Annotated in this window: 18 protein-coding genes and 1 pseudogene; 8 read left to right on the plus strand and 11 right to left on the minus strand. The window is 69.8% G+C overall.

Going from position 1 to position 24,766, the window contains the following annotated elements; all coding sequences use genetic code 11:
- The first annotated feature begins 151 nt into the window (after positions 1–151).
- Both LCD33_RS01325 and LCD33_RS01330 read left to right on the plus strand, forming a co-directional pair.
- On the plus strand, positions 152–1,120 hold the full coding sequence (locus LCD33_RS01325) for a PDR/VanB family oxidoreductase (RefSeq protein WP_224966496.1): 969 nt from the start codon (positions 152–154) through the stop codon (positions 1,118–1,120).
- Positions 1,121–1,458: 338 nt separating this feature from the next.
- On the plus strand, positions 1,459–2,043 hold the full coding sequence (locus LCD33_RS01330; RefSeq protein WP_224966497.1) for a TetR/AcrR family transcriptional regulator: 585 nt from the start codon (positions 1,459–1,461) through the stop codon (positions 2,041–2,043).
- 18 nt (positions 2,044–2,061) lie between these two features.
- On the opposite strand, the gene LCD33_RS01335 is transcribed toward LCD33_RS01330, so the two are convergent.
- The 3 genes from LCD33_RS01335 to LCD33_RS01345 all read right to left on the minus strand — a co-directional run bounded on the left by LCD33_RS01335 (position 2,062) and on the right by LCD33_RS01345 (position 4,430).
- Positions 2,062–2,574 (minus strand): hypothetical protein, encoded by a 513-nt coding sequence (locus LCD33_RS01335; protein ID WP_224966498.1) that lies wholly within the window; start codon positions 2,572–2,574, stop codon positions 2,062–2,064.
- 279 nt (positions 2,575–2,853) lie between these two features.
- The gene (locus tag LCD33_RS01340) at positions 2,854–3,603 is read right to left on the minus strand and encodes an SDR family NAD(P)-dependent oxidoreductase (RefSeq protein WP_224966499.1); all 750 of its coding nucleotides are present in this window, start codon (positions 3,601–3,603) and stop codon (positions 2,854–2,856) included.
- 50 nt (positions 3,604–3,653) lie between these two features.
- The gene (locus tag LCD33_RS01345) at positions 3,654–4,430 is read right to left on the minus strand and encodes an SDR family NAD(P)-dependent oxidoreductase (protein WP_224966500.1); all 777 of its coding nucleotides are present in this window, start codon (positions 4,428–4,430) and stop codon (positions 3,654–3,656) included.
- 230 nt (positions 4,431–4,660) lie between these two features.
- Here LCD33_RS01345 and betT point away from each other — a divergent pair, with 230 nt between their 5' ends.
- The 3 genes from betT (at position 4,661) to LCD33_RS01355 (ending at position 7,236) form a co-directional block, all read left to right on the plus strand.
- On the plus strand, positions 4,661–6,220 hold the full coding sequence (betT, locus tag LCD33_RS01350; protein ID WP_224966501.1) for a choline BCCT transporter BetT: 1,560 nt from the start codon (positions 4,661–4,663) through the stop codon (positions 6,218–6,220).
- 201 nt (positions 6,221–6,421) lie between these two features.
- Positions 6,422–6,685, plus strand: coding sequence for an ion transporter (locus LCD33_RS28710; RefSeq protein ID WP_255616945.1), 264 nt, complete (start codon positions 6,422–6,424; stop codon positions 6,683–6,685).
- Positions 6,685–7,236: an ion transporter gene (locus LCD33_RS01355; protein ID WP_255616946.1), complete on the plus strand. Its 552-nt coding sequence runs from the start codon at positions 6,685–6,687 to the stop codon at positions 7,234–7,236. Before LCD33_RS28710 ends, LCD33_RS01355 begins: the two co-directional genes overlap by 1 nt.
- Here the strand turns inward: LCD33_RS01355 and LCD33_RS01360 are convergent.
- From LCD33_RS01360 to LCD33_RS01395, 8 genes and pseudogenes are all read right to left on the minus strand, one after another.
- Positions 7,185–7,919 (minus strand): SDR family NAD(P)-dependent oxidoreductase, encoded by a 735-nt coding sequence (locus tag LCD33_RS01360; RefSeq protein ID WP_224966502.1) that lies wholly within the window; start codon positions 7,917–7,919, stop codon positions 7,185–7,187. The genes LCD33_RS01355 and LCD33_RS01360 overlap by 52 nt on opposite strands.
- A complete protein-coding gene (locus tag LCD33_RS01365) occupies positions 7,916–8,044 on the minus strand; it encodes an SDR family oxidoreductase (RefSeq protein WP_308011209.1) in 129 nt (42 codons plus the stop codon). Before LCD33_RS01365 ends, LCD33_RS01360 begins: the two co-directional genes overlap by 4 nt.
- A 153-nt stretch (positions 8,045–8,197) precedes the next feature.
- Positions 8,198–9,292 carry a MerR family transcriptional regulator gene (locus LCD33_RS01370; protein WP_224966503.1) on the minus strand — a complete coding sequence of 365 codons (1,095 nt, stop codon included), beginning with the start codon at positions 9,290–9,292 and terminating at the stop codon, positions 8,198–8,200.
- Positions 9,293–9,304: 12 nt separating this feature from the next.
- Positions 9,305–9,613, minus strand: a complete 309-nt coding sequence (locus LCD33_RS01375; RefSeq protein WP_224966504.1) for a multidrug efflux SMR transporter — start codon at positions 9,611–9,613, stop codon at positions 9,305–9,307.
- Positions 9,614–9,709: 96 nt separating this feature from the next.
- Positions 9,710–11,629 (minus strand): S9 family peptidase, encoded by a 1,920-nt coding sequence (locus LCD33_RS01380; RefSeq protein ID WP_224977438.1) that lies wholly within the window; start codon positions 11,627–11,629, stop codon positions 9,710–9,712.
- Positions 11,630–11,790: 161 nt separating this feature from the next.
- Positions 11,791–13,725, minus strand: coding sequence for a S9 family peptidase (locus LCD33_RS01385; RefSeq protein WP_224966506.1), 1,935 nt, complete (start codon positions 13,723–13,725; stop codon positions 11,791–11,793).
- Between the two features lie 262 nt (positions 13,726–13,987).
- Positions 13,988–14,473 (minus strand): annotated as a pseudogene (locus tag LCD33_RS01390) (transposase family protein); the annotation flags it as partial.
- A gap of 477 nt (positions 14,474–14,950) precedes the next feature.
- On the minus strand, positions 14,951–15,346 hold the full coding sequence (locus LCD33_RS01395) for a transposase (RefSeq protein ID WP_224966507.1): 396 nt from the start codon (positions 15,344–15,346) through the stop codon (positions 14,951–14,953).
- A 686-nt stretch (positions 15,347–16,032) separates the two neighbouring features.
- Between LCD33_RS01395 and LCD33_RS01400 the strand changes: the two genes are divergently transcribed.
- From LCD33_RS01400 to LCD33_RS01410, 3 genes are read left to right on the plus strand one after another with little or no spacing between them, the layout of a single operon-like run.
- On the plus strand, positions 16,033–20,409 hold the full coding sequence (locus LCD33_RS01400) for a type I polyketide synthase (protein ID WP_224977439.1): 4,377 nt from the start codon (positions 16,033–16,035) through the stop codon (positions 20,407–20,409).
- Positions 20,406–23,741, plus strand: coding sequence for a non-ribosomal peptide synthetase (locus LCD33_RS01405; protein WP_224966509.1), 3,336 nt, complete (start codon positions 20,406–20,408; stop codon positions 23,739–23,741). The genes LCD33_RS01400 and LCD33_RS01405 overlap by 4 nt, the downstream gene beginning before the upstream one ends.
- 49 nt (positions 23,742–23,790) lie before the next feature.
- Positions 23,791–24,765: a thioesterase domain-containing protein gene (locus tag LCD33_RS01410; protein ID WP_224966510.1), complete on the plus strand. Its 975-nt coding sequence runs from the start codon at positions 23,791–23,793 to the stop codon at positions 24,763–24,765.
- The last annotated feature ends 1 nt before the right edge of the window (position 24,766 follow it).

The raw sequence follows: 24,766 nt of genomic DNA on the forward strand, positions 1-24,766 counted from the left end.
CGGCGCGGGCCTGTGTTAAACCCCTTTTTGCGGGGCGCGGGGGGTCTGTCCGGGGGGGGGTTATCAAACCCCCCCCCCCGTTAAGGCCGCCCGGGGGGGGGGGGGCGCCCCCCCGCCCCCCCCGCCCTCACGAACGAGAACGGAAACCACCATGACCGCGCCGACCGACAGCACCTCGCTGGAGTTGACGGTGGAGCACCGATCCGTGCCCGCCGACGGTGTCGTGCTGCTGGAACTGACCGCGGCCGACGGCGCCGAGCTCCCCGGCTGGGAACCGGGAGCGCACCTGGAACTGCTGCTCCCGTCCGGCCTGCGGCGGCAGTACTCCCTGTGCGGCGATCCGCGGAACCGCAACACCTACGTGCTGTGCGTGCTGCGCGAGGAGACCGGCCGCGGCGGGTCGGTCGAAGTGCACGACCGGCTGCGCGTCGGCGACGTGCTCGTCGCGTCGCGGCCCCGCAACCACTTCGCGCTGGCCGACGCGCCGGAGCACGTGCTGCTGGCCGGGGGCATCGGCATCACGCCGATCAAGGCGATGCTCGACGAGCTGGACCGGCGCGGCAGTTCGTGGCGCCTAGTCTACGGCGGCCGTACCCGCGCGGCGATGGCGTTCGCCGAGGAGCTCGCGCGCACCCACCCCGACCGGGTCCTGCTGGTCCCGGAGGACGAGCAGGGGCGCCCGGACGTCGAACGGCTCGTCACCGAGCTCCCACCGGACGCCCACCTGCACTGCTGCGGGCCGGCGCCGATGCTCGACGCGGTCGCGCAGGCGTGCGCGCGAGCGGGGGTCGCGCACCGGCTGCACGTCGAGCGGTTCGCTGCCTCCGGCGACGCGCCGGCGGCGACCGGTGACGCCGAGTTCGAGGTCGAACTGCGGGAGACCGGCGTGACGGTGACCGTCGCCGCCGACCGCTCGCTGCTGTCGGCGGTGCAGGACGTGCGCCCGGACATCCCGTCGTCCTGCCAGGAGGGCTACTGCGGCACCTGCGAAACCCGTGTCCTCGACGGGCGGCCGGACCACCGGGGAACCCTCCTGTCACCGGAGGAGCACGACGACGAGGGGACCATGCTCATCTGCGTCGGCCGGTCCCGAAGCCCCAAGCTCGTGCTGGATCTGTGAAGGCTTCGCCCACGTTCCGCCCAGGGGGCGGCGGAACCCCGGTGTTCCTGTCGTGGCGGGATCTCCTCCCCGTCCGCCACGGGAGGAACGAGCCGTCCTCGCGCGAAGACGCCTGAGGACCCGCCGGTCGCTCCGGTGGTCGCTGCTCGGCGGTCTCGCCGCTGACAGGACGAGGATCCGAGCACCCGCCGGACCGGAACATCGAAGGCAGGTTCTGCATCCGCGCCGATCCCGGGCGCCTCGGGGGCCGCCGCCGTGAGCCGTGGCCTGGGGATTCGCGCGGTGCGGCGCCGCGGCCCGGGCGCGGGGGGGGGCGCGGCGGCGGTTAGTCTCTGGCCGTGGGCGAGAAGGCTGTGGACCTCGAGGTGAGCAAGGTCGATCGGGAGGCGCGGATCCTCGACGCCGTCCTGACGATCCTGTCGCGGCAGGGGATCGAGGGCGTGAGCATGCGGGCGGTGGCTCGGGAGGCCGGGGTCGCGCTCGGGCTCGTGAACTACTACTACGCGGACAAGACCTCCCTCATCGGCGAGGCGCTGCGGCGCATCGAGGCCCAGGACGTCGCCATCGTCGATCCGGACCCGGCGAAGAGCCCCGAGGACAACCTCCGCGCGGCGCTGCGCCGCATCGCCAACCGCGAGTTCCTCACCACGGAGTACCTGTCGCTGCGCCTCCAGCTCTGGGCGCTGTCCCAGGCGAACCCCACGTTCGAAGAGATCAACACGGCGGGCCAGAAGCGCTACCGCAAGGAGCTCACAGCGCTCATCCGCCATGCGCGCCCCGACCTGTCGAGGGCGGAGGCGACCAAGCGCGCGGCCGACATCGACACCATCCAGAACGGCATCTGGCTGACGGCGCTGCTCGGGCTGGACCGCGCCTCGATCCGGCGCAGCATCGCCTTGTGCGAGCAGATCGCCTTCCACTGATCCGCCGCTGACCGCAGGTCAGTCCGGCAAGCCCAGCGAGGCGGGCCCGATGCCGATGGTCGGCGCACCACCGCGCCCCGGCCCCATCCCTCGGATCCCCGCCCGATCTGCGGCGCGCACCCGGATAGTCCCGCCGGGCCAGGAGAACTCCACGTGCTGCTCCGACTCGTCGACGCGACCGTCCAGCACCTCGTGGAAGAGCCGGTGCGAGAACGCCGGATCCGCGGAGTCCAGGTGGGTGCGGTGCAGCGGGACCGGAGCGCCCGCGGTGCTCTCCCACAACGCCGTCCACCACGTCGGGTCGGCCGCACCGCGCACGCTCGGCATCGTCGCGGCGTCCCGGCTCGTGGTCGCCAGCAGCTCCCGCGCACTCGGGTAGTCGCGGTCGGAGTGCGCGAGCTGGACGACCGTCCGGTGCTGCGGTCCCGGGGCGATGAACGCCTCCCGCCACGGTGCGTGCCCGTAGTCCTCGCCGATCACCTCCGCGCCCAGTTCCCGGACCCGAGCCACGGCGTCGCGCAGGTCCGGCACGGTGAACGTGATGTGGCGGGCCTTCGCCGCGCTTGGCGAGGTGGCGCGCGAGGAATCCGGCGCCGGTCGGTTCCAGCAGCTCCAGCCGGGCTCCGCCGAGGCCGCCGCCGGTCTGCAGCAGCAGGTAACGGAACTCCGGCAGCTGCTCGCCGATGATCGGCGTCGCCCCGATCTCGCTGCGCAGCCGGTGCGCCCAGCTCAACGCGTCGTGCACGGCGAACGAGGTGTGGTCCAGGTCGGGGCCGCCGGGCAAGTGCTCGGCGGGAGAGCGGTCGGTCATCAGAACAGTCCCGGGTTGAGGGGCGAAGCGGCGGTCAGCCCGCCGTCGATGGTCAGGCACTGGCCGGTGATGTGGCGCGCGTCCGGGGAAGCCAGCCACGCCACCGCACCGGCTATGTCCTCCGGTGCACCGAACCGGCCCGCCGGGTGGCGGGCCAGCGCGTCCTCGCGCGCCGCCGCGGGGTCCCGCGCGAGGGCGAACGCGTCCTCGGACATGGCGGTGGCGATCCAGCCCGGCTGGATCGCGTTGCACCGCACGGCGGGCCCGTGGTCGATGGCGATCGAGCGGGTCAGCCCGTGCACGAACGCCTTCGACGCGTTGTAGAGCGCCATGCTCGGATCGGCGACCACCCCGGAGATCGAGCCGATGTTGATGATCACCCCGCCGTGCTCGGCCATCTCGGGCAGCACTGCGCGGCACGTGGCGAACACCGCGCGGCAGTTGAGGTCGATGACCTGCGCCCAGTCCTTGTCGGTGCTGTCGGCGGTGGTCTTCTCGACCTGGATCCCGGCGTTGTTGACCAGCAGCGAGATCGGGCCGAAGGCGTGGTTCGCCGCGGCGACCAGTGCGGTGACGTCGGCGGTGCGCGCGAGGTCGGCCGAGACCCACTCGACGTCCGCGGGCAGGTCGGCGGGCCGCGCGCCGCGGCCGCAGGTCAGCACGCGCGCACCGGCGGAACGCAGGCGATCGACCACGGCGCGGCCGATGCCCCGGCTGCCCCCGGTGACGAGCGCGGTGTGCGCGGTCATGAGCTCGCTCCCGGACTGGTCGGCGCGTTCCGGACGGATGTGGGGACCATTCAGAGCCTCATCTGCTGCGCTTGGGCCGACAGGCCGCCGTCGAGCACCCAGAGCTGCCCGGATGCGTAGCGCGCCTCGTCGGTGGCGAGCCAGTTGACCAGGTTCGCGATGTCCTCCGGGGTGCCGTAGCGGCGGATCGGGTGCACGTCGCGGACCGCCTGCCGGAGCTCGTCGATGCCGCGCCCCGCGCCACCCGAGCCCGCCCCGTTGAAGAAGCTCTGCAGCATCGGGGTGTCCACGTAGCCGGGACAGATCGCGTTGACCCGGATCCCCTCCGGGCCATGGTCGCAGGCCATCGCGCGGGTCAGCGCGTGCACGGCGCCCTTCGAGGCGCAGTAGGCCGCCAGCCCCGGATCGGCCAGGAAGCCGTCGTAGGAGCCGAAGTTGATCACTGAGGCGGTGCTCTTGCCGCCGGCGGCGGCCCGCAGCAGCGGCAGCGCGTGCTTGGTCACCAGGAACGGCCCGGTCGCGTTGACGGCGAACGAGCGGTTCCACTCCTCCAGCGTGGTGTCCTCGATCGTCTTCTCGATCTCGATGCCCGCCGCGTTCACCAGCACGTCCAGCGCATCGGTGCGCTCGCGCAACCGCGCGATGGCCGCGGCTACCTCGGTCTCGGACCCGACGTCCACGGGCAGGAAGTGGTCGTCGTCCTGCGGATCTCCCGGAAGGTCCGCGACGTGCACGGTGGCGCCTTCGCGGCGGAACCGCTCGACGATGGCGCGGCCGATTCCGCCGCGCCCGCCGGTGACCAGGGCGGTCTTGCCTGCCAATCGCATGAATCGTTCCTTCCACGAAGGCGAACTCCGGATCGTAGAGCAGTCTGCGTGTTGAACGGACGTACAATCAAGGATTGAACCATTGTCCAATCGGCACTACTCTGCGGCGAAATCGTTCGCGCCCCGCGATGGACTGGAATGCGAGTTCCGGCTTCGCGGAGGGAAATTCTCGGCTCAAGTCGGATCTCGCGGCGAATCGACCACCCGGTCGCCGATGACAAGGGGTTGGCATGAGTGGAAGAACGATCGACCCGCTGCGCACGTCCGGTCACCGGCCGTCGTCGCGGATCAACCGTCCGGTGCTCGCCGGATCCGCGTTCGGCGTCGTGCTCGTCGCCGCCTGCGCGATGATCTGGCCGGTCGCGACGACGCGGATCATCGGCGACGTGGTCGACTGGATCTCCGACTGGTTCGGCTGGTTCTACATCCTGCTCGCCACCGCCGTGCTCATCTTCGTCGTGTTCCTCGGGCTTTCCCGTTACGGCCACGTGAAGCTCGGGCCCGCCGGATCGACTCCTCGATTCGGCACGACGTCCTGGGCGGCGATGCTGTTCGCCGCGGGGATCGGGACCGACCTGATGCTGTTCTCCGTGGCCGAACCGGTGACGCAGTACCTGGCGCCGCCGGTGGGTGAAGGAGCGACGGTCGACGCGGCGCGCGAGGCGACGGTCTGGACGATGTTCCACTACGGGATCAGCGGCTGGGGGATGTACGCGCTGATGGGGATGGCGCTGGCGTACTTCTCGCACCGGCACGGGCTGCCGCTGGCCGTCCGCTCGGCGCTGCGGCCCGTCTTCGGCAAGCGGATCGAGGGCGCGCTCGGGCACGGCGTCGACCTCGCGGCGGTGCTCGGCACGATCTTCGGGGTCGCGGCGTCGCTGGGCATCGGCATCATGCAGCTCAACTACGGGCTGGAAGTGCTGTTCGGCATCCCGGAAGGGCGTGCGGCGCAGATCGGGCTCGTGGTGCTCGCCGCGGTGGTGGCCACGGCGTCCGCGGTCAGCGGGGTGGACCGGGGGATCAAGTGGCTCTCGCAGCTCAACGTGCTGCTCGCCATCGCGTTGGCCGGGTTCGTCCTGCTGTCCGGGAATACGATCTTCCTGCTGAACGCGCTCGTGCTCAACGTCGGCGACTTCGTCAGCGGATTCCCCGGACTGGCCATGCAGACGTTCGCCTTCGAGCGTCCCGTGGAGTGGTTGAACTCGTGGACGTTGTTCTTCTGGTCCTGGTGGATCACGTGGGCGGCCTTCGTCGGCCTCTTCCTCGCCCGGATCTCCCGCGGGCGGACCATCCGGCAGTTCGTCGCCGGGACGCTGCTCATCCCGTTCGGCTTCATCGTGGTGTGGGTATCGCTGTTCGGCAACAGCGCCCTGGAGCGAATCCGCGGTGGTGACGCGGCATTCGGCGAACTCGCGGTGAACGAACCCCAGCGCGGCTTCTACGAATTGCTCGCGCAGTACCCCGCATTCCCCTTCGTGGCGGGAGTGGCGACGATCGTCGGGCTCCTGTTCTACGTGACGTCGGCGGATTCCGGTGCGCTGGTCATGGGGAACCTGACTTCGCACCTGCCGACTCCGCAGGACGACGCGCCGAAGGGCCTGCGGGTCTTCTGGGGCGTCGCCACCGGCGCGCTCGCCGGCTCGATGCTCCTCATGGGAGGGATGACGGCGCTGCAGCACGCGACCATCATCATGGCGCTGCCCTGCAGCTTCGTGCTGGTGCTGGTCATGGTGGGTCTGCACCGGGCGCTGCGCTCGGAGGTGGGGCGGGCACCGGCCACTGGCGGCTAGCTCGCGGCTCGGGCGATTTTGACGCAGCGCGCTCAGCGCCGCGCCCCGGCGGGAGGTGATCAAGCTTTCTTGTTGATCACTCCACCAAGCGAAATCGCTGTGCGTGACGTGAACTGCGTTCCGTGTTCGCAACTGGATTCATGGGGATGCGCGCGCACGTCCAGCGTGCGGAGTTCAAGAACGAGGAGTCCGCGGTGAACCTTGTCCGAACGCGTTCGAGTCGTCGTCGACGCTCCGGCGTTCCAGAAAGCGATCACGGCCGTGATCTTGATCAATGCGATCACTCTGGGCTGCGAGACCTTTCCGGGATTGTCGGCCCAGTACGGGGATGCGTTGCGAGCGGTGGACCAGACGGCGCTGGCCGTCTTCGTCGTGGAGCTGGCGGCGCGATTGTTCGCCTACCGGGCCGCGTTCTTCCGCGATCCGTGGAACTGCTTCGCCACCCGATCGTCGGGGTGGCGCTGATGGCCACTTCGGGCGCGTTCGGCGTGCTGCGCGCGTTGCGGCTGGTGTCCGCCGTTCCCTGCATGCGGCGCGTGGTCTCGGCGCTGCTCGGGGCGCTGCCGGGCATGGCGTCGATCGCCGCGCTGCTCGGACTGATCCTCTGCGTCGCCGCGGTGGTGGTGTCCAAGCTGTTCACCCTGTTCCAGGTGATGACCGGCGAAGCGTGGTCCGAGGTGGCGCGGGAGGTGATGGACGAGCAGCCGATGGCGTGGATCTTCTTCATCCTCTACATCGCGGTCACCACCTACACCGTGCTCAATCTCGTCATCGCCGTCGCCGTCAGCGCGTGGAAACGCAGATCGCCGACGAGCGGAAGCACGGCGGTCACGACGACCGGCCCGTGCTCGACGTGCTGCTGGCGGAGGTCAAGGACCTCCGCGCCGAAGTCCGCAGGCTGCACGAACCCGCCCGAGCCGCGGAGTGACCGGAGGTTCGAGGGCGGCCTCCGGGCGAGCATCGCCTACGGCAGGCTCAGCTTCGCGGTGCGGCCGCCGTCGACCGTGCAGATCTGACCGGTGATGAAACCGGCCTCGTCGGCGGCGAGGAACGCCACCAGCGCGGCGACCTCCTCCGGCGAGCCGGTGCGGGCCACCGGGTGGATGCGGCTGATGTCGCGGCGGAAGGACTCCGGGTCGGGCATGGCGTCGATGAAGTCCAGGTTCAAGTCCGTGTCGATCCAACCGGGAGCGACCGCGTTACACCGGACGCCCTCGGGCCCGTGGTCCACCGCGACCGCGCGGGTGAGCCCGTGCAACCCGGCCTTGGACGCCGCGTAGGCGGCATAGCCGGGATTGGCGCCGATGCCCTCGATCGAGCCGGTGTTGACGATGCTGCCGCGGGTCGCGCGCAGGTGCGGGAGCGCGGCGCGGATCAGCAGGAACGGTGCAGTCAGGTTCACCGTGAGGCTGCGGTGCCAGTCCTCGGTGGACATGGCTTCGACGGCGGATTCCTGCATGACGCCCGCGTTGTTCACCAGCACGTCGAGCTTCCCGGCGCGCTCGATCGCCTCCGCGATGATCCGGTCCGGCGTGGCGGGGTCGGCGAAGTCCGCGACGATGCCGTCGAATTCCTCGTCGGGCCCGCGTTGCGCCGTGCACACCGTGGCGCCCTCGTCCCGCAGCCGCTCGGCGATGGCCCTCCCGATGCCGGACCGGCCGCCGGTGACCAGTGCGACCTTGCCGTCGAACCGCCTCATGACACCGGCTTCCCGCCGTTGACCTCGACGAGCGCGCCGCACATGTAGCGCGCGTCGTCGGAGGCGAGGAACAGCACGACGTCGGCGATGTCCTCGGGTTCCGCGTCTGGATAAATCCGGGGGATATCACGTTCGCCCGAACACCGTGCTGCTGCAGTTCCAGAGCGATGACCTCGGTCGACGCCCCGGACACTGCGGCGAGCTCGCTGACCGAATCAATTGCGCCCTCGACAGCATCGGGGCCACCTCGGGCGCAGCCAGCGCCCGGGTTGTCGTTCTCAGGCTGAGTGGTCGAACTTGACGGGCATGGCGAGGGTGGTGAGATCGCCGCGGTCGGCGGAGCGGATCGTGACGGGCCGGTCGTGTCCCCTCAGGTCGAGCATCACGTCGGGACCGATGGTCGTGCTGACGGCGGGGTTGAGCGTGGTCATCTCGAACCGGATCTGGAGGGCCGCGCCCGTCACCTTGGCGGGGAGCTGAACACCGGGTTCCTCGTCATTCGAGGGCCGGACGTTCACTCCGTGGTCGGAGACGTGCAGCGCGACGCGTTCGCCAGGGTGTTCTTCCAAGGCGCGCAGCAGAAGATCCTTCGAGACCGTCGCGCGGGTGCTGATCTTGCCCAGGGAGGCGAGCATCAGCCGGTGATCGGGGAAGTCCTCGGACAGCAACCGGCAGTGCCGGTCCTCCCGTTCGGGCATGCGCAGCCAGATACCGTGCGGCACCGCTTCGATGCGGACCAGCGCACTGCGCCGGACCGTGGTGAGGGCGGCCTGCAGGTCGTCGCCGTCGACCGTGCCGACCCACGTCTGCTCCGCCGGCCTCGCCGGCACCAGAGTCCGGGTGGAGAGCCGGTAACGGTCGGTCGCCGTTAGGGCGATCGCTTCATGACTCGCCTCGATGTGCAAGCCGGCGAGCACCGCCATCCCCGGCTCGTGCGCGGATGCGGTCAGGACCTGCTCGACCGCATCCGCCAGTACGGGCCCCTTCAGCGCGGTGATCGGCAGACCGGGCACGCTTGCGCCGAGCGTGGATTTGATGACAGCCGCCTTCTGCCGTGCCGTCGCCGCATCATCGACGATCTTGGCAACATGCTCATCGAGCAGCCGCGCTGCGTTGTCGGCCCCGGCGTCGAGGACCGCCCCGACCGCAGCGAGGGGCATGGCGATCTCGCGGAGCTGACGCAGCGCGGTCGCCCGCGCCACCTGGTCAGCACCGTAGTAGCGGTAGCCCGAGGCAGGGTCTACTTCGGCAGGGGGCAGCAGCCCGGAGTCGGCGTAGAACCGCAACGCACTGGCGGTCAGACCACTGCACTGGGCAAAGACCCCGATCGGCATCAGCTCGGAATTGGGCACCTCGCCATCATTGAGCTTCAACCAACTCGAAGGTCAACATCGACGTGGAACGTCACCAAGGTCATGGCCAGCAACATCTAGTGCGGGTACTCCGGTGGTGACCGGCGCGATCCCGCTGAATTGCACCGGGGTCAGGGTGTTTTTGAGGGAGGCCGCGCCGATGATTGCGACCAGTGCGACGTCGGCGGCGGCCCAGAGTCTGTAGGCGACACCGGCCGACATCCCGGTTGTGGGGATTTGCGAGAGCAGGGCGAAGGCTCCGAGGTAGCCGACCACGGCCAGGATCGAGGGGCCGATCCTGGTGGACCCCTCCGACAGGCGCAGGCTGATCGTGGCGGTCACTCGAGCACGATGGCGGCGGCGAGCATGAGCAGGGGCATGGGGCACGCTTTTCGGTGGTGAGGGCCGTCTGGTGCGGCAGCGGGCGAGGGCCGTGGGTCAGGTGGTCGAGGTGCGTCCGCTGAGGTGGCGGGCGAGGAAGCGTTCGAGGGTGCGGTAGAGCTCGATGTTGCTGTCGGGGTTGATGAACCAGTGGCCCTCGGCCTCGTTGAGCAGGTACTCGACTTCGGCGCCGCGGGCGCGAAGTGCCTCGGCGATGCGGTCGGAGTGGCGTCGGTGTACGCGGACGTCGTTGGCGCCGTGGATGAGCAGCACCGGGGCCGTGATGTCGTCGACCCGGCTGATGGGTGAGCGAGCCAACATGTCGGCTTCCTGGCGGGGGGCCTCTGCGTCGCCGATGTAGCGGCCGTAGGAGTTCCGGACGGCGCGCCGGGCTGCGGGGAGCACGGAACGGACCAGGTCGGTCAGGTCGGACATGCCGGTGTAGCTGGCTGCGGCGGCGAATCGGTCGGGGGTGAACGCGGCACCGACGAGTGCGGCGTAGCCGCCGTAGGAGCAGCCGTAGATCGCGACGCGTTCCGGGTCGGTGTAGCCCTGCTCGATGGCCCAGTCCAGGGCGTCGATGAGGTCGTCGTGCATGCGTCCGGCGAACTCGCCGATTGCCGCCTGTGTGAATGCCTTGCCGTAGCCGGTGGAGCCGCGGAAGTTGACCTGTAGGACAGCGTAGCCGCGGTTGGCCAGCAGCTGGACCTCCGGGTCGTAGCCCCAGCTGTCGCGGTACCAGGGGCCACCGTGGACCAGCAGCACCGTGGGCAGCCCGCGGGGTTCGGCCCCGACCGGCAGGGTCAGGTGACACGGCAGGTCCAGGCCGTCGCGGGCGGTGACGGTGATCGGGGTGACCGGGGCCAACTGGGCCGGGTCGAGGTGTGGGAAGGGCCGGAACAACCGGCGGGCCCGGCCAGTGGAGTGGTCGTAAAACCAGGTCACACCGGGATCGCGGTCGTGGGTGAAGTCCACGACCCAGCGCTGGGCGGTCGTGTCGCAGGAGACGTGGGCCAGGTCGCCGTCGGAGAGCTCGGTCAGCCGCGGCAGCACCTGCGCGAAGTGCGGGTCGAGCGCGTGGATCACCTGGCGGGCGCCGAGGTAGCGGGCGCCGAGCAGTTCCCCGGTGCTCGGGTGCAGGATCAGCGAGGAGGGGAAGCGCGGGTCGGCCTCGGGGCGAGGGGTGTCCAGATCGAACACCGGGTGACTGTCGACCCCGGTCTCTTCTCCCGTCACCAGGTCGAGTCGGACCAAGCGGGTGCGGTCCGACCCGCGCGCGGAACCGATCCACAGCCCAGTTCCGTCCGGGGTGAGAGCCGCCGGGAGGACGGCGAGGAGAACGTCGGCGAACCGGGCGATCGGGCTCCGGTCGCCGTCGGCCCACTCCGACAGCACGTGGTCGCCGTTGTCTTCCATAGTCCAGATCAGGAGCCGTTGCGGGGTGCGCAGCCATTGCACGACGTCGCCGGGGTTCTCCGCGACCAGGGTCAGCTCGCCGGTGGCCAGGTCGAGCTGGAACAGGTCGGCCAGGTCGGATCGGCGCTTGTTGAGCCCGATGAATGCAGACCCCGGCCGGTCCGGCGGCAGCTGCACGCCGAGCAACCGCACACCCGCGTAGGGCGTCAGGTCGACCGCCGGCTGGTCGGGCCGGGCCGGGTCGACGCGGTGCAGGTGCCAGTTCTCGTCGCCGTCGGTGTCCTGCTGGAACAGCAGGTAGCGCCCGTCGACACTCCAGAAGAAGGCGTCGATACTGCGCTGCGTGTCCGAGGTGACGCGACGCGCGCCCGGAACGTCGGCGCGGGGTACGTCATCAGAAATGGCCCAGTCCGAGTCCACATCGCGGACGAACACGTTGAGCCGACCATGCCACGGGGCAAGGTAGGCGATGGTCGTGCCGTTCGGGGACAGTAGTGCGCGACTGAGAGTGGGCGGGTTGAAGAACTCCTCGACGGTGAGCAGCGCCGACGGGGTCGTCATAGATTCCTCCTGGTCGATGGTGGTGATGAACACGTGCCGCCGCTGACGTCCCGTCGGGCTCAAGTCCGCCGACCTGATCTGAACGCCCAGCCTGGGCTGCGACGCCCTTACCCAGTGGCGAGAGCCCGTATCAGGCGGTGCGGAGTGCGGGCCCGAACGGGTCACGGGCGTCCGCCGAGGTGCGTGGCCAGGAACCGGCCTGTCGTCTCGATCATTTCCACGAGGTTCTCGGTCTTGGCGAACCTGTGCCCCTCGTCGGCGAAGACGCGGTAGCCGACCTCGACGTCTCGGGCGCGCAGGTGCTCGACGACGGCGTCGGACTCCGACTGGACCACGCGCACGTCGTTCGCTCCCTGGAAGACCATCAACGGGGTAGTGACCCGGTCGAGGTGGGTGATCGGGGACCGGGCGAGCATGTCGGCCTCCTGTTCCGGCACGTCGGGGTCGCCCACGTAGCGGTGGAAGTTGTGTCGTAGTCCGGGTCGAAGGGCCGGGGGAATCGTGCGCATGAAGTTCGCCAAGTTTGAGACGCCGACGTAGTCGACCGCGGCGGCGAACAGGTCCGGGGTGAACGTCACGCCGACGAGGGCGGCGTAGCCGCCGTAGGAGCCGCCGAAGATCGCCACTCGGGCCGGGTCGGCGTGCCCGTTGGTCACAGCCCACTCGACGGCGTCGACGAGGTCGTCGTGCATCGCCCTGGCGAACTCGCCGATCGCGGCCAGCACGTGTGCCCTTCCGAACCCGGTGGAGCCCCGGAAGTTGGGTGCCAGTACTGCGTATCCTCGGGCGGCGAAGTACTGCGCGATCGCGGAGAAGCCCCAGGCATCGCGCACCCACGGACCGCCGTGGGGCATGAGGATCAGCGGCGGGGCCTGCCCATCGTGGGTGTGGGGCAGGGTCAGGTACGACGGCAGGTCCAGCCCGTCGCGCGCGGTGATCGTGACCGGGTGCATCGGGACGAGCCGCTTCGGGTCGAGGTCCGGCCACGGCCGGAAGAGCAGGCGGGCATCGCCGGTCGCATGGTCGTAGAGCCATGTGACCCCCGGGTCGCGGTCGTGCACGAACGCCGCGATCCAGTACCGGCCACCGGAGTCGGACGACAGCGCGCCGAGGTCGCCGTCGGAGAGCGCCTCGAGGCGGGCCAGGACGTCGGCGAACCGCGGGTCGAGCGCGCGGACGTCCTGGCGCTCGCGGGAGTAGCGCACCGCGAGCAGCGCCCCGGTGGCCCGGTCACGGATCAGAGGTGAGGGCAGGAGTGGGAAGACCGCAGCGCGGGTGTCGACGTCAAACGCGGGGTGGCTGTCGACCTCGGTCTCCTCGCCAGTGGCCAGGTCGACGTGGGTGAGCCGCAGCCGGTCGTCGCCGTGGTAGGAACCGATCCACAGTCCGGTTCCATCGGGCGTGGGCTCGCACGGCGCCGGGCCGAGCGGGTGCTCGTCACCGCACCACGTGGTAACGACGCGGCGGGTGCCGTCCGGCCGGTGCTGGGCAAGCTCCCACCCCGCCTCCGTGCTCGCGATCGCGTAGACGTCGCGGGTCGCGGTGGGCAGCCAGGACGTGGCGTCGCCGCGTCCCTCCGCGAGGACGGTCAGTTCGCCGGTGGCCACGTCGATCTCGGCCAGGTCGATGCACTCCGGTGCCCGGTGATTGATCTCGACGACGATCGCGCCGGTGAGCCCCGGGACCTCGTGCAGACGCCACACGCGTGACCCGGGGTAGGGGGTGAGATCGACAGCGGGCGAGCTCTCCTTGCCCGGCGCCGCGTCGAGGTCGACGCGGAACACGTGGTGGTTCTCGTCGCCGTCGGTGTCCTGCAGGTAGAGCAGGACGTCCGGGTCGTCGGTCCAGCGATAATCGAGGATCGGCCGGTCGGCGTCGGCGGTGACGCGGCGGGCCGAGGCCAGGTCGACCTCGAGGGGACCACCGGAGGGTACGTCGACGACCCAGACGTTGAGCCGCCCTTGCCACGAAGCGAGGAAGGCGATCCGCCGACCGTTCGGGGAGATCGACGCCCCGCTGTAGCGAGGCGGAGCGAGCAGCTCCGCAGCGGAGACAGGCTCGGTCAGGTGCGGCGTGCGGGCGCTCGGATCGGTCATGACGCTACTAGAAACGATGCCGTCGCGGCATACTCAAGCCCTGAGCTTGATTTTGAACCCAGCCGCGCTGCCGCCGTCGAGTTCGTGCAGGTCGTTCGACGTGTCAGCGGGACATCGAGCTGATCGCAGCGAGTCCATGCTGTTGGGCGTTCGAGGTGGGGCAAGGTGAGTGCCGCTTGGACGATGCTTCCGGTTCTGCGGCGGCTGGTGGTGGTGCGGTGCAGGGTGCGCCGATGTTGGCCGAGTCGGTGAGCTCCTAGGGGATGCCGGAGTCGGGGTAGACGGCGGTGTCGTTGTGAGTGGCGGGTGGCCGGTGGCGATGACCAGGCGGTTTTTGGCGTCGATGGCGACCTGCAGGTTCACCGAGTGCCGGTGGTTCTTCGGCGGTGCGTCCACTCGCCGACCACGGTCGGGCACTAGGGGGACGCCTGCGATCGCGACCTGATCGGTACGCCGCTTGCGCATCGGGGCCAGCGCGAGCAGGGGCTCGAAGGTGTCGTGCGCGGCCGAGTGCGAGATCCCGACCAGCGGGCCGATCTGGCGCGTGGTCAGGTTCGTGCGCCAGTACATCGCCACCAGCAGGACCCGGTCTTCCAGCCGCAGCTGCCACTGCCGACCGGGACGTCCATCCGCCACAGCCGCACCGCCACGCACCGCCACCGTGCTCACCAGCTTCCGGAACTCCCCGCGGTTCCAACCCCGTGAACGGGGCAATCCACTCCGACCCAGCCACCGAGATCACCTGCAACCACCCATGATCAACGATCACCACACCACTACAACCAACGGGTTACGAGATAACGTTCAGCGGAAGAACCGCTGCCACCATCGAGCCGTCCTCGACCACGACCAGGTAGGTAGGGCCGACCAGGCGTCGCAGAAGCCGGGTTCTTCGATGGTGCGCTGAAGCCCGGCTGGGAGGCGGGGACTGGGAGGAAATTGGGAGGCGCCAAGTACGCCGAACCACGTCGAACGGGTATAGGCGTCTCCGAACGGCACCGCCCTGACCTGCTGAAGTCGTGTCTATGCAGGTCAGGGCGGTGCCGACGGCTACCTTGACACGGTAGAGGTCACTGGTTCGATCCCAGTATCCCGCACCAGTCGTTTTTGCAGTTCAGAACCCCTGTTGGTGATCTTCACCAAAACAACGGGATCCGTTCCGTAATGTCGTTGCGGTTGCCGCTAATCAGGCTGGTGGCGAGCGGGACTTCGCCGCCGTCGCAGATCAGAGGCGTTTCGAGCCGGTCTTGCCGCGGTTGACCGGGCTGGGGCTGATTGCTGATCCCCTCTTCTCGTGGATGTGGAAGGCGTCCACACGCGCGCGTGACCAGTCGATCTGTCCGGCCGCGTTGAGCTCGGCCAGTAATACCTCGTGGATCCCGTCGAAGCTCCCGGCTTCCTGCCAGTCCCGCAGACGCCGCCAGCAGGTCATTCCGGAGCCGAATCCCAGCTCTTGCGGCAGATCCTTCCAGCCGATACCGGTGAACAACATGAACAGGATGCCCTGTAGCGCCTCGCGGTCCGGCATCGGTTTCGGGACCGTCCGGCTCGCCGGTCGTACTGGTAGCACGGGCTCGATCCGAGCCCACAACTCGGCAGGAACGATCCACGGTGCAGCCACCGAGCAAGATCATCTCATCCCGAGATCACCAACGCGTTAGGAGATCTCAGCGGTTCGGATTCCGAAATGTCGGGGGTCGAATGGTGAGTTGTGCAACCGTATCCGTCACGACAGGGATCCGTTTCTGTGCTCGATGCTGTCGCGCCAGTTCGCGTTCTTTCCCGGAAGCTGCCAAAGGTGCGGTAGGGGCATGGATTTTTGCCTATCGTCTTGTGTCGCAGGGAAGAGCGATGGAGGGACCGAGCCCTTCGGGTCAGGCTGGGCCGATTCGTTTTCCGGAACAACGTCCACAGCATCCTTGTTCGCATTATCGCGTTCTCCCGGTGGCGTGGTGCGGGGCGACCTGGTCGGGCCGGTTTCCGCCTGGTGGTCCTGCTCAGAGGTAGGTGCGCTTCGGCGTCGATGTGAAGAGCGTCGGTCGGCGGCCGGGCTGACCCGCCGCGGGTCTGGCGCTGCGAGCCGAGCGGGTGCGTCGCCGATGTAGCCGGTCAGGCGGTGGTAGTAGTCCGCGAACGTCGCGCTGCGGTCCGCCGCGCGACCTTCGGAGCGCGCTGCCCGACGCGTTTTGCGGACTGAAACCGACGGGCTACCGTTCGTGGCTGCTAGTCGCTCTCCGCTGTGTGATCTCGGTTCCATTGACGTGCGCTGCTCTCCACGTCAACACTGAACCCTGTTCGCACTGATCTTTGAATGCGATTCGGATTCCGCTGTGTCGCGGTTCTACCCAATTTGCTGGAGGGTGCCTCCTCATGACTCGGCGCGCTGCTGTCCACCAAGATTTGCAAGACGAAACCGGTGTTCTGCGCTGGTTGATCGGCTGGATCGCGCGACGGACCGGGGGGAGGGAATCCGCGGTGTCCGCAGACCGCCGCTTCCAATCCCACGGATTGGACTCGGCCGCGTTGACTGAAATGGTGAGCGAAGTCGGCGAGTGGGTGGGCAGGGACCTCCGGCCGACGATGGCCTGGCGATTTCCCACACCTGCCGAATTCGCGGCGGCACTCGCGGATCCAGGGGGCGCCGTCGATGCATCCGCGCCCGCGGCGCGACCGGCGAAAGGCGATGACGCCGTGGCGGTGGTGGGAATGGCCGGCCGCTTCCCTGGCGCCCCGAGCGTTTCCATGCTCTGGCGGATGCTGCTGGACGGACGCAGTGCTGTCGGCGAGGTCCCAGCTGAGCGGTGGGACGCCGAGCAGTGGTACGACCCGGATCCGGGACGGGCCGGTCACACCTCGACCCGTTGGGGAGGCTTCCTCAACGGGGGCATCGCGGATTTCGACCCGGCCTTCTTCGGGCTTTCTCCGGCCGAAGCCGCGCACATGGATCCCCAGCAACGGCTCATGCTGGAGCTGTCGTGGGAATCCCTGGAGGACGCCGGGATCCCTCCAGACGGGCTGCGCGGCAGTTCGACCGGTGTCTACGCCGGTGTCATGTGGAGCGAGTACGCGGGAATGCTCGCGTCCCGCCCGGAACTGATGGCCCCGCACTCGGCGACGGGTGGAGACACGAGTGTCGTCCCCGCCCGGATTTCCTACCAGCTGGGGCTTCGCGGGCCGAGCCTCGCGATTAACACGGCCTGCTCGTCGTCGCTGGTGGCGGTCGACCTCGCTCGGCGCGCGGTGCTGTCCGGCGAGTGCGAACTGGCGCTGGCGGGCGGGGTGAGCCTGATGTGCTCGCCCGCCTCAACGGTCGCGATGTCGCGGTTCGGCGCCATGGCGCCGGACGGTCGCTGCAAGCCGTTCGACGCCGCCGCCGACGGCTACGTCCGGGGTGAAGGCGGCGCCGTGATCGTCTTGAAACGCCTCTCGCGGGCGGTGGCCGACGGCGACCGGATCTACTGCACGATCCTCGGCGGCGCCGTGAACAACGACGGCTTCAGCAATGGGCTGACCGCGCCGAGTCCGCAGGCCCAGGAACAGGTCATCCGCGCCGCCTGCGCCGATGCTCACGTCGACCCCTCCGAGGTGGGGTTCGTGGAGACGCACGGCACTGGCACCGAGCTGGGTGACCCGATCGAGGCGGGCGCGTTGGGCGCGGTGTACGGCGCCGCTCGGGACAGCGGTGCCGTTCCACTCGTCCTCGGCGCCGTGAAGAGCAACGTCGGGCACATGGAAGCGGCAGCGGGGGTCACCGGGCTGGTCAAGGCCGCCCTGGTGCTGCGGCACCGCACGATTCCGGGGAACCCGAACTTCCGTTCGCCCAGCCCGCACATCGACTTCGCGGGGCTGGCACTGGAGGTCCCCGCCCGGCAGCAGCCGTGGCCCGGCGGTGCCGGCGGGACCGTTCGCGCGGGAGTGAGCGCGTTCGGTTTCGGTGGGACGAACTGCCACCTGGTCCTGGGGTCAGATCCGAGCCCACCGGAGTGGGGACGTCCGGTGGCCGAGGAGGAACTCCCGGATCGGATGCCCACCGGCGCGCCGGTCTTCGTCTACGGCGGGCAAGGTTCGCACTGGCCGGGTATGGCGGCGGGGTTGATGTCGGCACCCGCCTTTGCCCGCGCGGTCCGCCGATGCGACCGAGCGCTGGAGCCGCACCTCGGCGGATCGATCGCACGTGCGCTGACCGACCTGGGGTCGGCTCCGGTGGACACCGCGTGGATCCAGGCTGGCATCTTCACCATGCAGGTCGCCCTGACCGAGTTGTGGGCGGCCGAAGGTGTGGGCCCGGCCGCGGTGGTCGGTCAGAGCATGGGGGAGATCGCCGCCGCCCATGTGTGCGGGGCGTTGTCCCTCGAGCAGTGCGTCGCGGTGCTCACCACCCGGGCCGAGTTGCTCGACTCGGTCGCCGGGCGCGGCAGCATGGTGGTGGTCGACCTGGGAGCGGAGGAGCTGGCCCCGCTGATCGAGCAGGTGCGGCGGGACCTCGCCATCGCGGTCCGCAGCAATCCCCGGCGCACAGTGGTGTCGGGGAGCCACGAGGGCTTGGAAGTCCTGCGCGGACTGCTGCGCGACCTCGACGTCCGGTGCCAGGACGTCGACGTGGATTACGCTTCGCACGGCCCGCAGATGGCGGCCATCGTCCCCGAGCTCGAAGCCGGGTTGGCCGACCTCGTGCCGAGCCCCGCGCACATCCCGATGTGGTCGACTCTCAGCGGCGAACCAGTCGAGGGGATCGAACTCGACGGTGCGTACTGGGCGGCGAACCTGCGCCAAGAGGTCCGCTTCTCCCCGGTGCTGCGCGCTTTGTCGGAGGCGGGCAACGACCTGTTCGTCGACGTCAACCCGCACCCCGTGGTCGAACAGGACGTCCGGGCGTGCACCGGCGCCACCGTGCTGGCCACGTGTGCGCGGGAGGAGACCGCGTCAGAGGTGTTCGCAAGGATCTTGGTGGGAGCCAGAACGGCCGGGCGCACGCGGTGGTCCGCCGACGAGGACGCGACGGTCCTCGTCGCCTCGGGCAAGGGCAAGCAGGCACTCGACGCGGCGGTGGCTGCTCTCGCGGTCCGGCTGCGCCGTGGTGGTTCCGAAGCACCTCCCGCTGAGCTGCACGACGTCGCGCACACCGCGCTCGTCGGGCGGGCCCAGCACGAGCACCGGTTGGCGCTGGTGGCATCGACTCCGGCGGACGCAGCTCAGGCGCTGGAGGAGCACGCGCGGGGGATCCCGTCGCCCTCGTTATTCACCGGGCGCGCTCGGCGCGCTTCGACGGTGTTCGTCTTCCCTGGCCAGGGCGGACAGCACCCGGGCATGGGTACCCAGCTTTACCAGTCCGAGCCGGTCTTCCGCGCCGCGGCGCACCGGTGTGCCGGGCTCGTCGAAGCGGAGGGCGGGGTCGACCTCCTACCGTGGTTGTCCGGGCAACATCCGCTGGACGTGGACGCCATCGAGGTTGTCCAGCCCGCGCTGTTCCTGATCAGCGTGAGCCTGGCGGCGCTGTGGCGTTCGTGGGGTGTGCACCCCGACGCCGTCATAGGGCACAGCATGGGAGAAGTGGCTGCCGCCCACATCAGCGGGGCGCTGACCCTTCCGGACGCAGTTCGGGTGATCTGCCGCCGCAGCGCGGGATTAACCAGCGTCTCGGGTGCCGGATCCATGCTCTTGGCTGCCGTCGATGAACCCCGCGCGCGGGAATTGCTCGCGGAGTACCCGGAAGAGCTGGAGATCGCCGCCTTCAACGCGCCCCGCGTGACCGTCCTGACGGGGACGACGAGCGCTGTCGAACGGGTGGCGGCAGAGCTCACCGCCCACGAGGTGTTCAACCGGGTCCTCGCCGTCGACGTCGCCTCGCACAGCAGGCAGGTCGAAGAGGTCGCCCGACGGCTGGACCGGGGCTTGGCCGGGATCACTCCGCGTGCCGCGGACATCCCGTTCTTCTCGACCGTGACCGGGCGGGAGCACCCCGGCGCCGCCCTCGGCGGTGCCTACTGGGCGCGCAACCTGCGCCAGCCCGTCCGCTTCGTGGACGCGCTCAGGCACGCCTCCGCGGAGCGGCCGTGCCGCTTCATCGAGATGGGGCCGCACCCCGTGCTCTGCCCGTCGGTGGAGGCCGCCACGGCAGCCTCGGGCAGCACGGCCATCCCGTCGCTGCACCGGGAGGCACCCGAGCGGCAAGCCCTGCTGGCCGCGCTCGCCCACGCGCACACAACCGGGCTCGAACTGGACCCGGACCTGTTGCCGGTGCCACCCGGCGGGATCACCGAACTGCCCGCCTACCCCTGGCAGCGGCAGCGGTACTGGCTCGGGGACGACATCATCCCCACGCCGCGCGGGGTGGACGGCGATGGTGAAGGGGAAAGCCTGGTCGCGGCGCTGGCCGCAGCACCCGACGCGGAAGCACTGCCGCTGCTCGAAGCGCACCTCGCGAGCCAGCTCGCCGCTCTGGTGGGTGCCAGGGCGGACGCCGTACCCACCGACCAGCCGTTGACGGCACTCGGCCTGACTTCGCTGACCGCGATGCAGTGGCTCAACTCCATCAAGGACCAGCTGGGCGTGGAGTTGCCCACCTCGCGGCTGCTGCGGGCCGAGGGACTGCGGCCGCTGGCCGAGGAGATCTTGCTCCTGCTGCGCGTCGCGGACGGCGGGCGCCCAGGTTCCGCTGATTCGCCCGTGGAGGTACTGCTGTGATCGCCCACTTGACCGAGGACACCGCGCGGTTGCTGCAGGAGACGACGTCCGCCGGTTTCACGATGCGCGTCGCCGACGGCCGGCTGCGGCTCAACGGCGCGAGCGGAACCCTGCCCGACTCGCTGCGCGCGGCGCTGTCCGAGCGGCGCGAGGAGCTGCTCGCCCAGCTCGGGGGGCGCACCGCCCTGCCACTGTCGGGCGTGCAGCGTCGGCTGTGGTTCTTGCAGCAGCTCGACGAGTCCGGCGTCGGCTACACCTTCACCTATGCCTACCGGTTGCGCGGCGAGGTGGATCCCGCCCGCCTGCGGCGGGCGCTCAACGCTGTCCTCGCCGCGCACCCGGGACTTTCGGCGGTGTTCGTCGAATCGGGCGGGAAGCCGATCCAGCTGGTAGATCCGTCGATGTCGGTCCCCCTCACCGAGCTCGGCCCGTCCGAGGCGGATCCGATCGAGCGCCTGCGCGAGGCGCAGGTGCGCCCGTTCGATCTCGATGGCGGACCGCTGCTCCGATCGACTCTGGTACCGGCCGGGGACGACGAGTGGTTGTGGGCGATCACCTACCACCACCTGATCTGCGACGGGTGGACCCACGGGTGCGTGGTGCGGCAGCTCGCGAACGCCTACCGCGAGGACGGTCCCGCGTTCCGTCCCGAAGCGGACTACTCGGAGTTCGTCCTGCACGACCTCGCGCACCGCGACGACCCCAAGCGGACCGCGAACCTGGAGCACTGGGTGCGAGCCCTGTCCGGTGTCACGGGAGCCGAGCTGCCGACGGAGCACCCGCGCCCGGCCCTGCGCGGATACCGCGGTGCCAAGGCCGAGACAGTCATCGATCCCGGTACGGTGCGGGCGCTGACCGAGCTGGCCACCGAACATCGGACCACCCCGTTCTCCGCGCTGCTCAGCGCGCACGCCGCGGTGCTCGCCGCCCACACCGGACACGATCAGGTCATCATCGGCACACCGCACGCCAACCGCCCCGAGTTGCGGTTCCAGGACACGGCGGGGTGCTTCGTCAGCACGCTCGCACTCCCGGTGGACCTGAGCGAGGACATCACGTTCCGGCAGCTGCTGGAGCGCACCGCGGAGGAAACGGCCACGGCCTGGGATCACCGCGACTTCTCCTACGAAACGCTGGTGGAACGGCTCGTCCCGCAGCGTGACACCGCGCGCAACGCGCTCTTCCAGACGTTCTTCGCGCTGCAGGACGCACCCTCCGAGTGGGAGCTGCCCGGCGTCACGTCGGTCCCGCTGCCGTTCGACCCGGGAATCGTGCAGTTCGACCTGGAATTCCACCTCACCCCTGGGGAAGACGGGTCGCTCGCGCTGGCGTTGCTCTACAACCGGGACCTTTACGAGCGCGCTACGGCGGAAGAGCTGCTGGAGCGCTGGCGGGGCCTGGTCGAGCACGTCGCGGCGAAGCCGGACGTGTCGGTGCACCGGATCCCGGTGCTGAGACCCGCGGACCTCCGGATCATCAATGCGGTGAACGACACCGCGGCACCTGTGCCCGGCCGTCGGGTCGACCTTCTGATCGCGGACCAGGCAGCGCTCGTTCCCGAGGACACCGCCGTGGAATGCGGCGACCAGCGGCTCACCTACGCGGAACTGGAGCAACGCGTCGGTGCGGCGGCGGCCCTGCTGCGGCGGACGTGCGGCAGCGGCGAACGGGTCGGTCTGCTGCTGCCCCGATCGGTGGAGCTGGTGATCGCTCTGCTCGCGACCTGGCGGATCGGGGCGACGGCGGTTCCCCTGCCGCTGGACCTTCCCGAAGAGCGCCTTGCCGCGCAGGCCGATTCCTGCTCGCTTCGCTTCGCCTGGACGAGCGGTGACTTCCCGCTGCCCGCGCACGTGCAGCCGGTCGACCCCTCCCACGCGGAAGGGGAGTCGGCCGCCACCGATTCGCCGACCGTGGGAGAGGCACTGGTGGGGGAGGCGCCCGCCTACGTCCTGTTCACCTCCGGTTCGACAGGCGAGCCGAAGGGCGTGCAGGTCGGGCACGAGGCGTTGCTCAACCTCCTGGCCGGCATCGCCGACAGCCCAGGTCTCGGCACAGACGACGTCCTGTTGTCGGTCACGGCCCCGTTCTTCGACATCGCGCTGCTGGAACTGCTGCTGCCGCTGATGCGGGGAGCGCGGCTCGTCGTGGCGACCGAGGATGAGACCCGCGATCCTCGCCTCCTGGCCGACCGGCTGGACCTGTGCGCCGCAACGACCATGCAGGCCACGCCCTCCACGTGGCGGATGCTCGTGGACACCGGGTGGGCGGGTCGCGCGGAGCTGACCGCGTGGTGCGGCGGGGAACCGCTCAGCCGGGATCTCGCGAACGCGTTGCTCGACCGGTGCTCGGGGGTGTGGAACTTGTACGGGCCCACCGAGACCACCATCTGGTCGGCTCGCTGGAAGGTGCTGCCAGGGTCCGGGCCGGTGCTCGTCGGGGAACCGGTGAACAACACCACGCTGCACGTACTGGGCCCGCACGGCACCCCGCTCCCGCCGGGTGCTCCCGGCGAGCTGCACATCGCCGGAACCGGGCTCGCCGACGGCTATCTGGGGAACCCGGAGCTCACCGAGCAGCGGTTCACCACGATCGAGGACGAAAACGGCACGCCGCGGCGCGCTTACCGCACCGGTGACCTGGCACTGCGGCTCGGCGACGGCACACTGCGCCACTTGGGCCGCACCGATGACCAGATGAAGGTGCGCGGCCACCGCATCGAACCGGAGGAGATCGAGCGCGCCGTGCGTTCTCACCCGGACGTGCGGGACTGCGTGGTCCTGCTCGCCGACAGCGGCGCCCTCATCGCGCACGTGCAACCGGAGCCGGGCTTCGAGCCGGAACCCGCTGCGCTGGCGGCGCACACCGCCGCGTCGCTGCGGCCCGTTCTCGTGCCGCAGCACTACGTCCTGCACCCGGAACTTCCCCGTACTCCCAACGGGAAGAAGGACCGCAAGGCGCTACGCGGCGTCGCGACACCGGAACCGTCCGGCGACGCGGTCGCGACACCGCCCGGAACGCGGGAGGAGATCTTGGTGGCGGAGGCTTACCAGCAGGTACTCGACCGCGACCGAGTGGGTCGCGACGACGACTTCTTCGCCTCCGGCGGGCATTCTTTGGCGGCGGTGCGGGTGCTGCACCTGATCGAGGAGGCATCAGGCGTCCGCCTCCCGCTGCACGTGTTCATGCGGGACACGGCCGTGTCCGCGGTCGCGGCGGAGGTCCTGGCCGCGGGGGCGGTGGCCGACCAGGCCGACGCGGATCTGCTGGAAGCGTTGGGAGCACTCGAATCTCTCAGCGATGAGGAAGTCGCCGCGCTGCTGCGCGACGTGTAGACCGCCCCTGCTCCGACCGGCACGACTGGTACACGACGAGAGGAATCCGATGAGCAACGTTCACGAGCGCGTGCAAGCCCTGTCGGACACCAAGCGCGAGGCGTTGAAGCGGCTTCTCGCGGAGAAGAACGCGGGAACGGCGATCCTGGACGTCGCCGGGTCCAACCTGAAGGCACTGCGGAAGGGAACCGGACCGAACCTGTATCTCTTCCCCGCCACCGAGGGCAGCGTCGGCTACATGAACGGCTACCTGCCGCACATCCCGTCGGAGTGGAGTGTGTACGGGTGCCAGACGCCGGGTTTGGACGGCGAACGCTCCCCGCTGGGCACGGTGGAGGAGATCGCCGCGCACAACGTCGAGCAGATCCGTCTGGTCCAGCCGGAAGGCCCGTACTACCTCGCCGGTAACTGCATGGGCGGACTGCCCGCTTTCGAGACGGCTCGGCAGCTTCAGGCGGCGGGGCACGAGGTCGGTCTCGTCCTGCACCTGATGCCCGCGTTCGACCGGCCGTGGACCAGCTTGCCCAGCGCGGAAGAACTCCAGATCCGCGGACTCGTGGACTACGGGTTCATCATCGGCCGGTTGCTCGGGACCACGGTCGAATTGCCGCTCGACGAGATCGCCGCTGTTCCGGAGCAAGAGCGCGCCGACATCGTAGCCCGCTTCCTGGCGCAGCAGGACGGCCTCTCCAACGTCGGTCACGACCTGCTGCGCCACCGCATCGACGTCTACCAGGCCAACCTGGGTGCCATGTTCGCCTATCAGCCGGCGGGTGGCTTCGACGGCGAGGTCCGCATCCTGACCGTGGGGTCGACCGAGCGTGGTGAGACCTACATGGACACCAACGCGCCGTACGCGGCCGTGGTCCGGGGCCTCCGCCCGGACCAGGTCCGCACCACGCACGTCGACGCCGAGGCCAGCGCTCTGTTCGACTGCGCTGAACCGCACATCAGCACCATAGGCGAGGTCCTGCACGAGGTGATCGCGCACGCCCCGTCCGGCTCCACCAAGACACGGGCCTGAC

This window comes from Saccharopolyspora sp. 7B (genome assembly GCF_020177435.1).
In the GTDB taxonomy this organism is placed as follows: Bacteria; Actinomycetota; Actinomycetes; order Mycobacteriales; family Pseudonocardiaceae; genus Saccharopolyspora_C; species Saccharopolyspora_C gregorii.

What these genes read in the sequence shown, in the direction of transcription:
- LCD33_RS01325 (WP_224966496.1), top strand. Translation starts at nt 152, where the DNA reads ATGACCGCGCCGACCGACAGCACCTCGCTGGAGTTGACGGTGGAGCAC.
- LCD33_RS01340 (WP_224966499.1), bottom strand. Translation starts at nt 3,603, where the DNA reads ATGACCGCGCACACCGCGCTCGTCACCGGGGGCAGCCGGGGCATCGGC.
- LCD33_RS01345 (WP_224966500.1), bottom strand. Translation starts at nt 4,430, where the DNA reads ATGCGATTGGCAGGCAAGACCGCCCTGGTCACCGGCGGGCGCGGCGGA.
- betT (WP_224966501.1), top strand. Translation starts at nt 4,661, where the DNA reads ATGAGTGGAAGAACGATCGACCCGCTGCGCACGTCCGGTCACCGGCCG.
- LCD33_RS01355 (WP_255616946.1), top strand. Translation starts at nt 6,685, where the DNA reads ATGGCCACTTCGGGCGCGTTCGGCGTGCTGCGCGCGTTGCGGCTGGTG.
- LCD33_RS01360 (WP_224966502.1), bottom strand. Translation starts at nt 7,919, where the DNA reads ATGAGGCGGTTCGACGGCAAGGTCGCACTGGTCACCGGCGGCCGGTCC.
- LCD33_RS01380 (WP_224977438.1), bottom strand. Translation starts at nt 11,629, where the DNA reads ATGACGACCCCGTCGGCGCTGCTCACCGTCGAGGAGTTCTTCAACCCG.
- LCD33_RS01385 (WP_224966506.1), bottom strand. Translation starts at nt 13,725, where the DNA reads ATGACCGATCCGAGCGCCCGCACGCCGCACCTGACCGAGCCTGTCTCC.
- LCD33_RS01410 (WP_224966510.1), top strand. Translation starts at nt 23,791, where the DNA reads ATGAGCAACGTTCACGAGCGCGTGCAAGCCCTGTCGGACACCAAGCGC.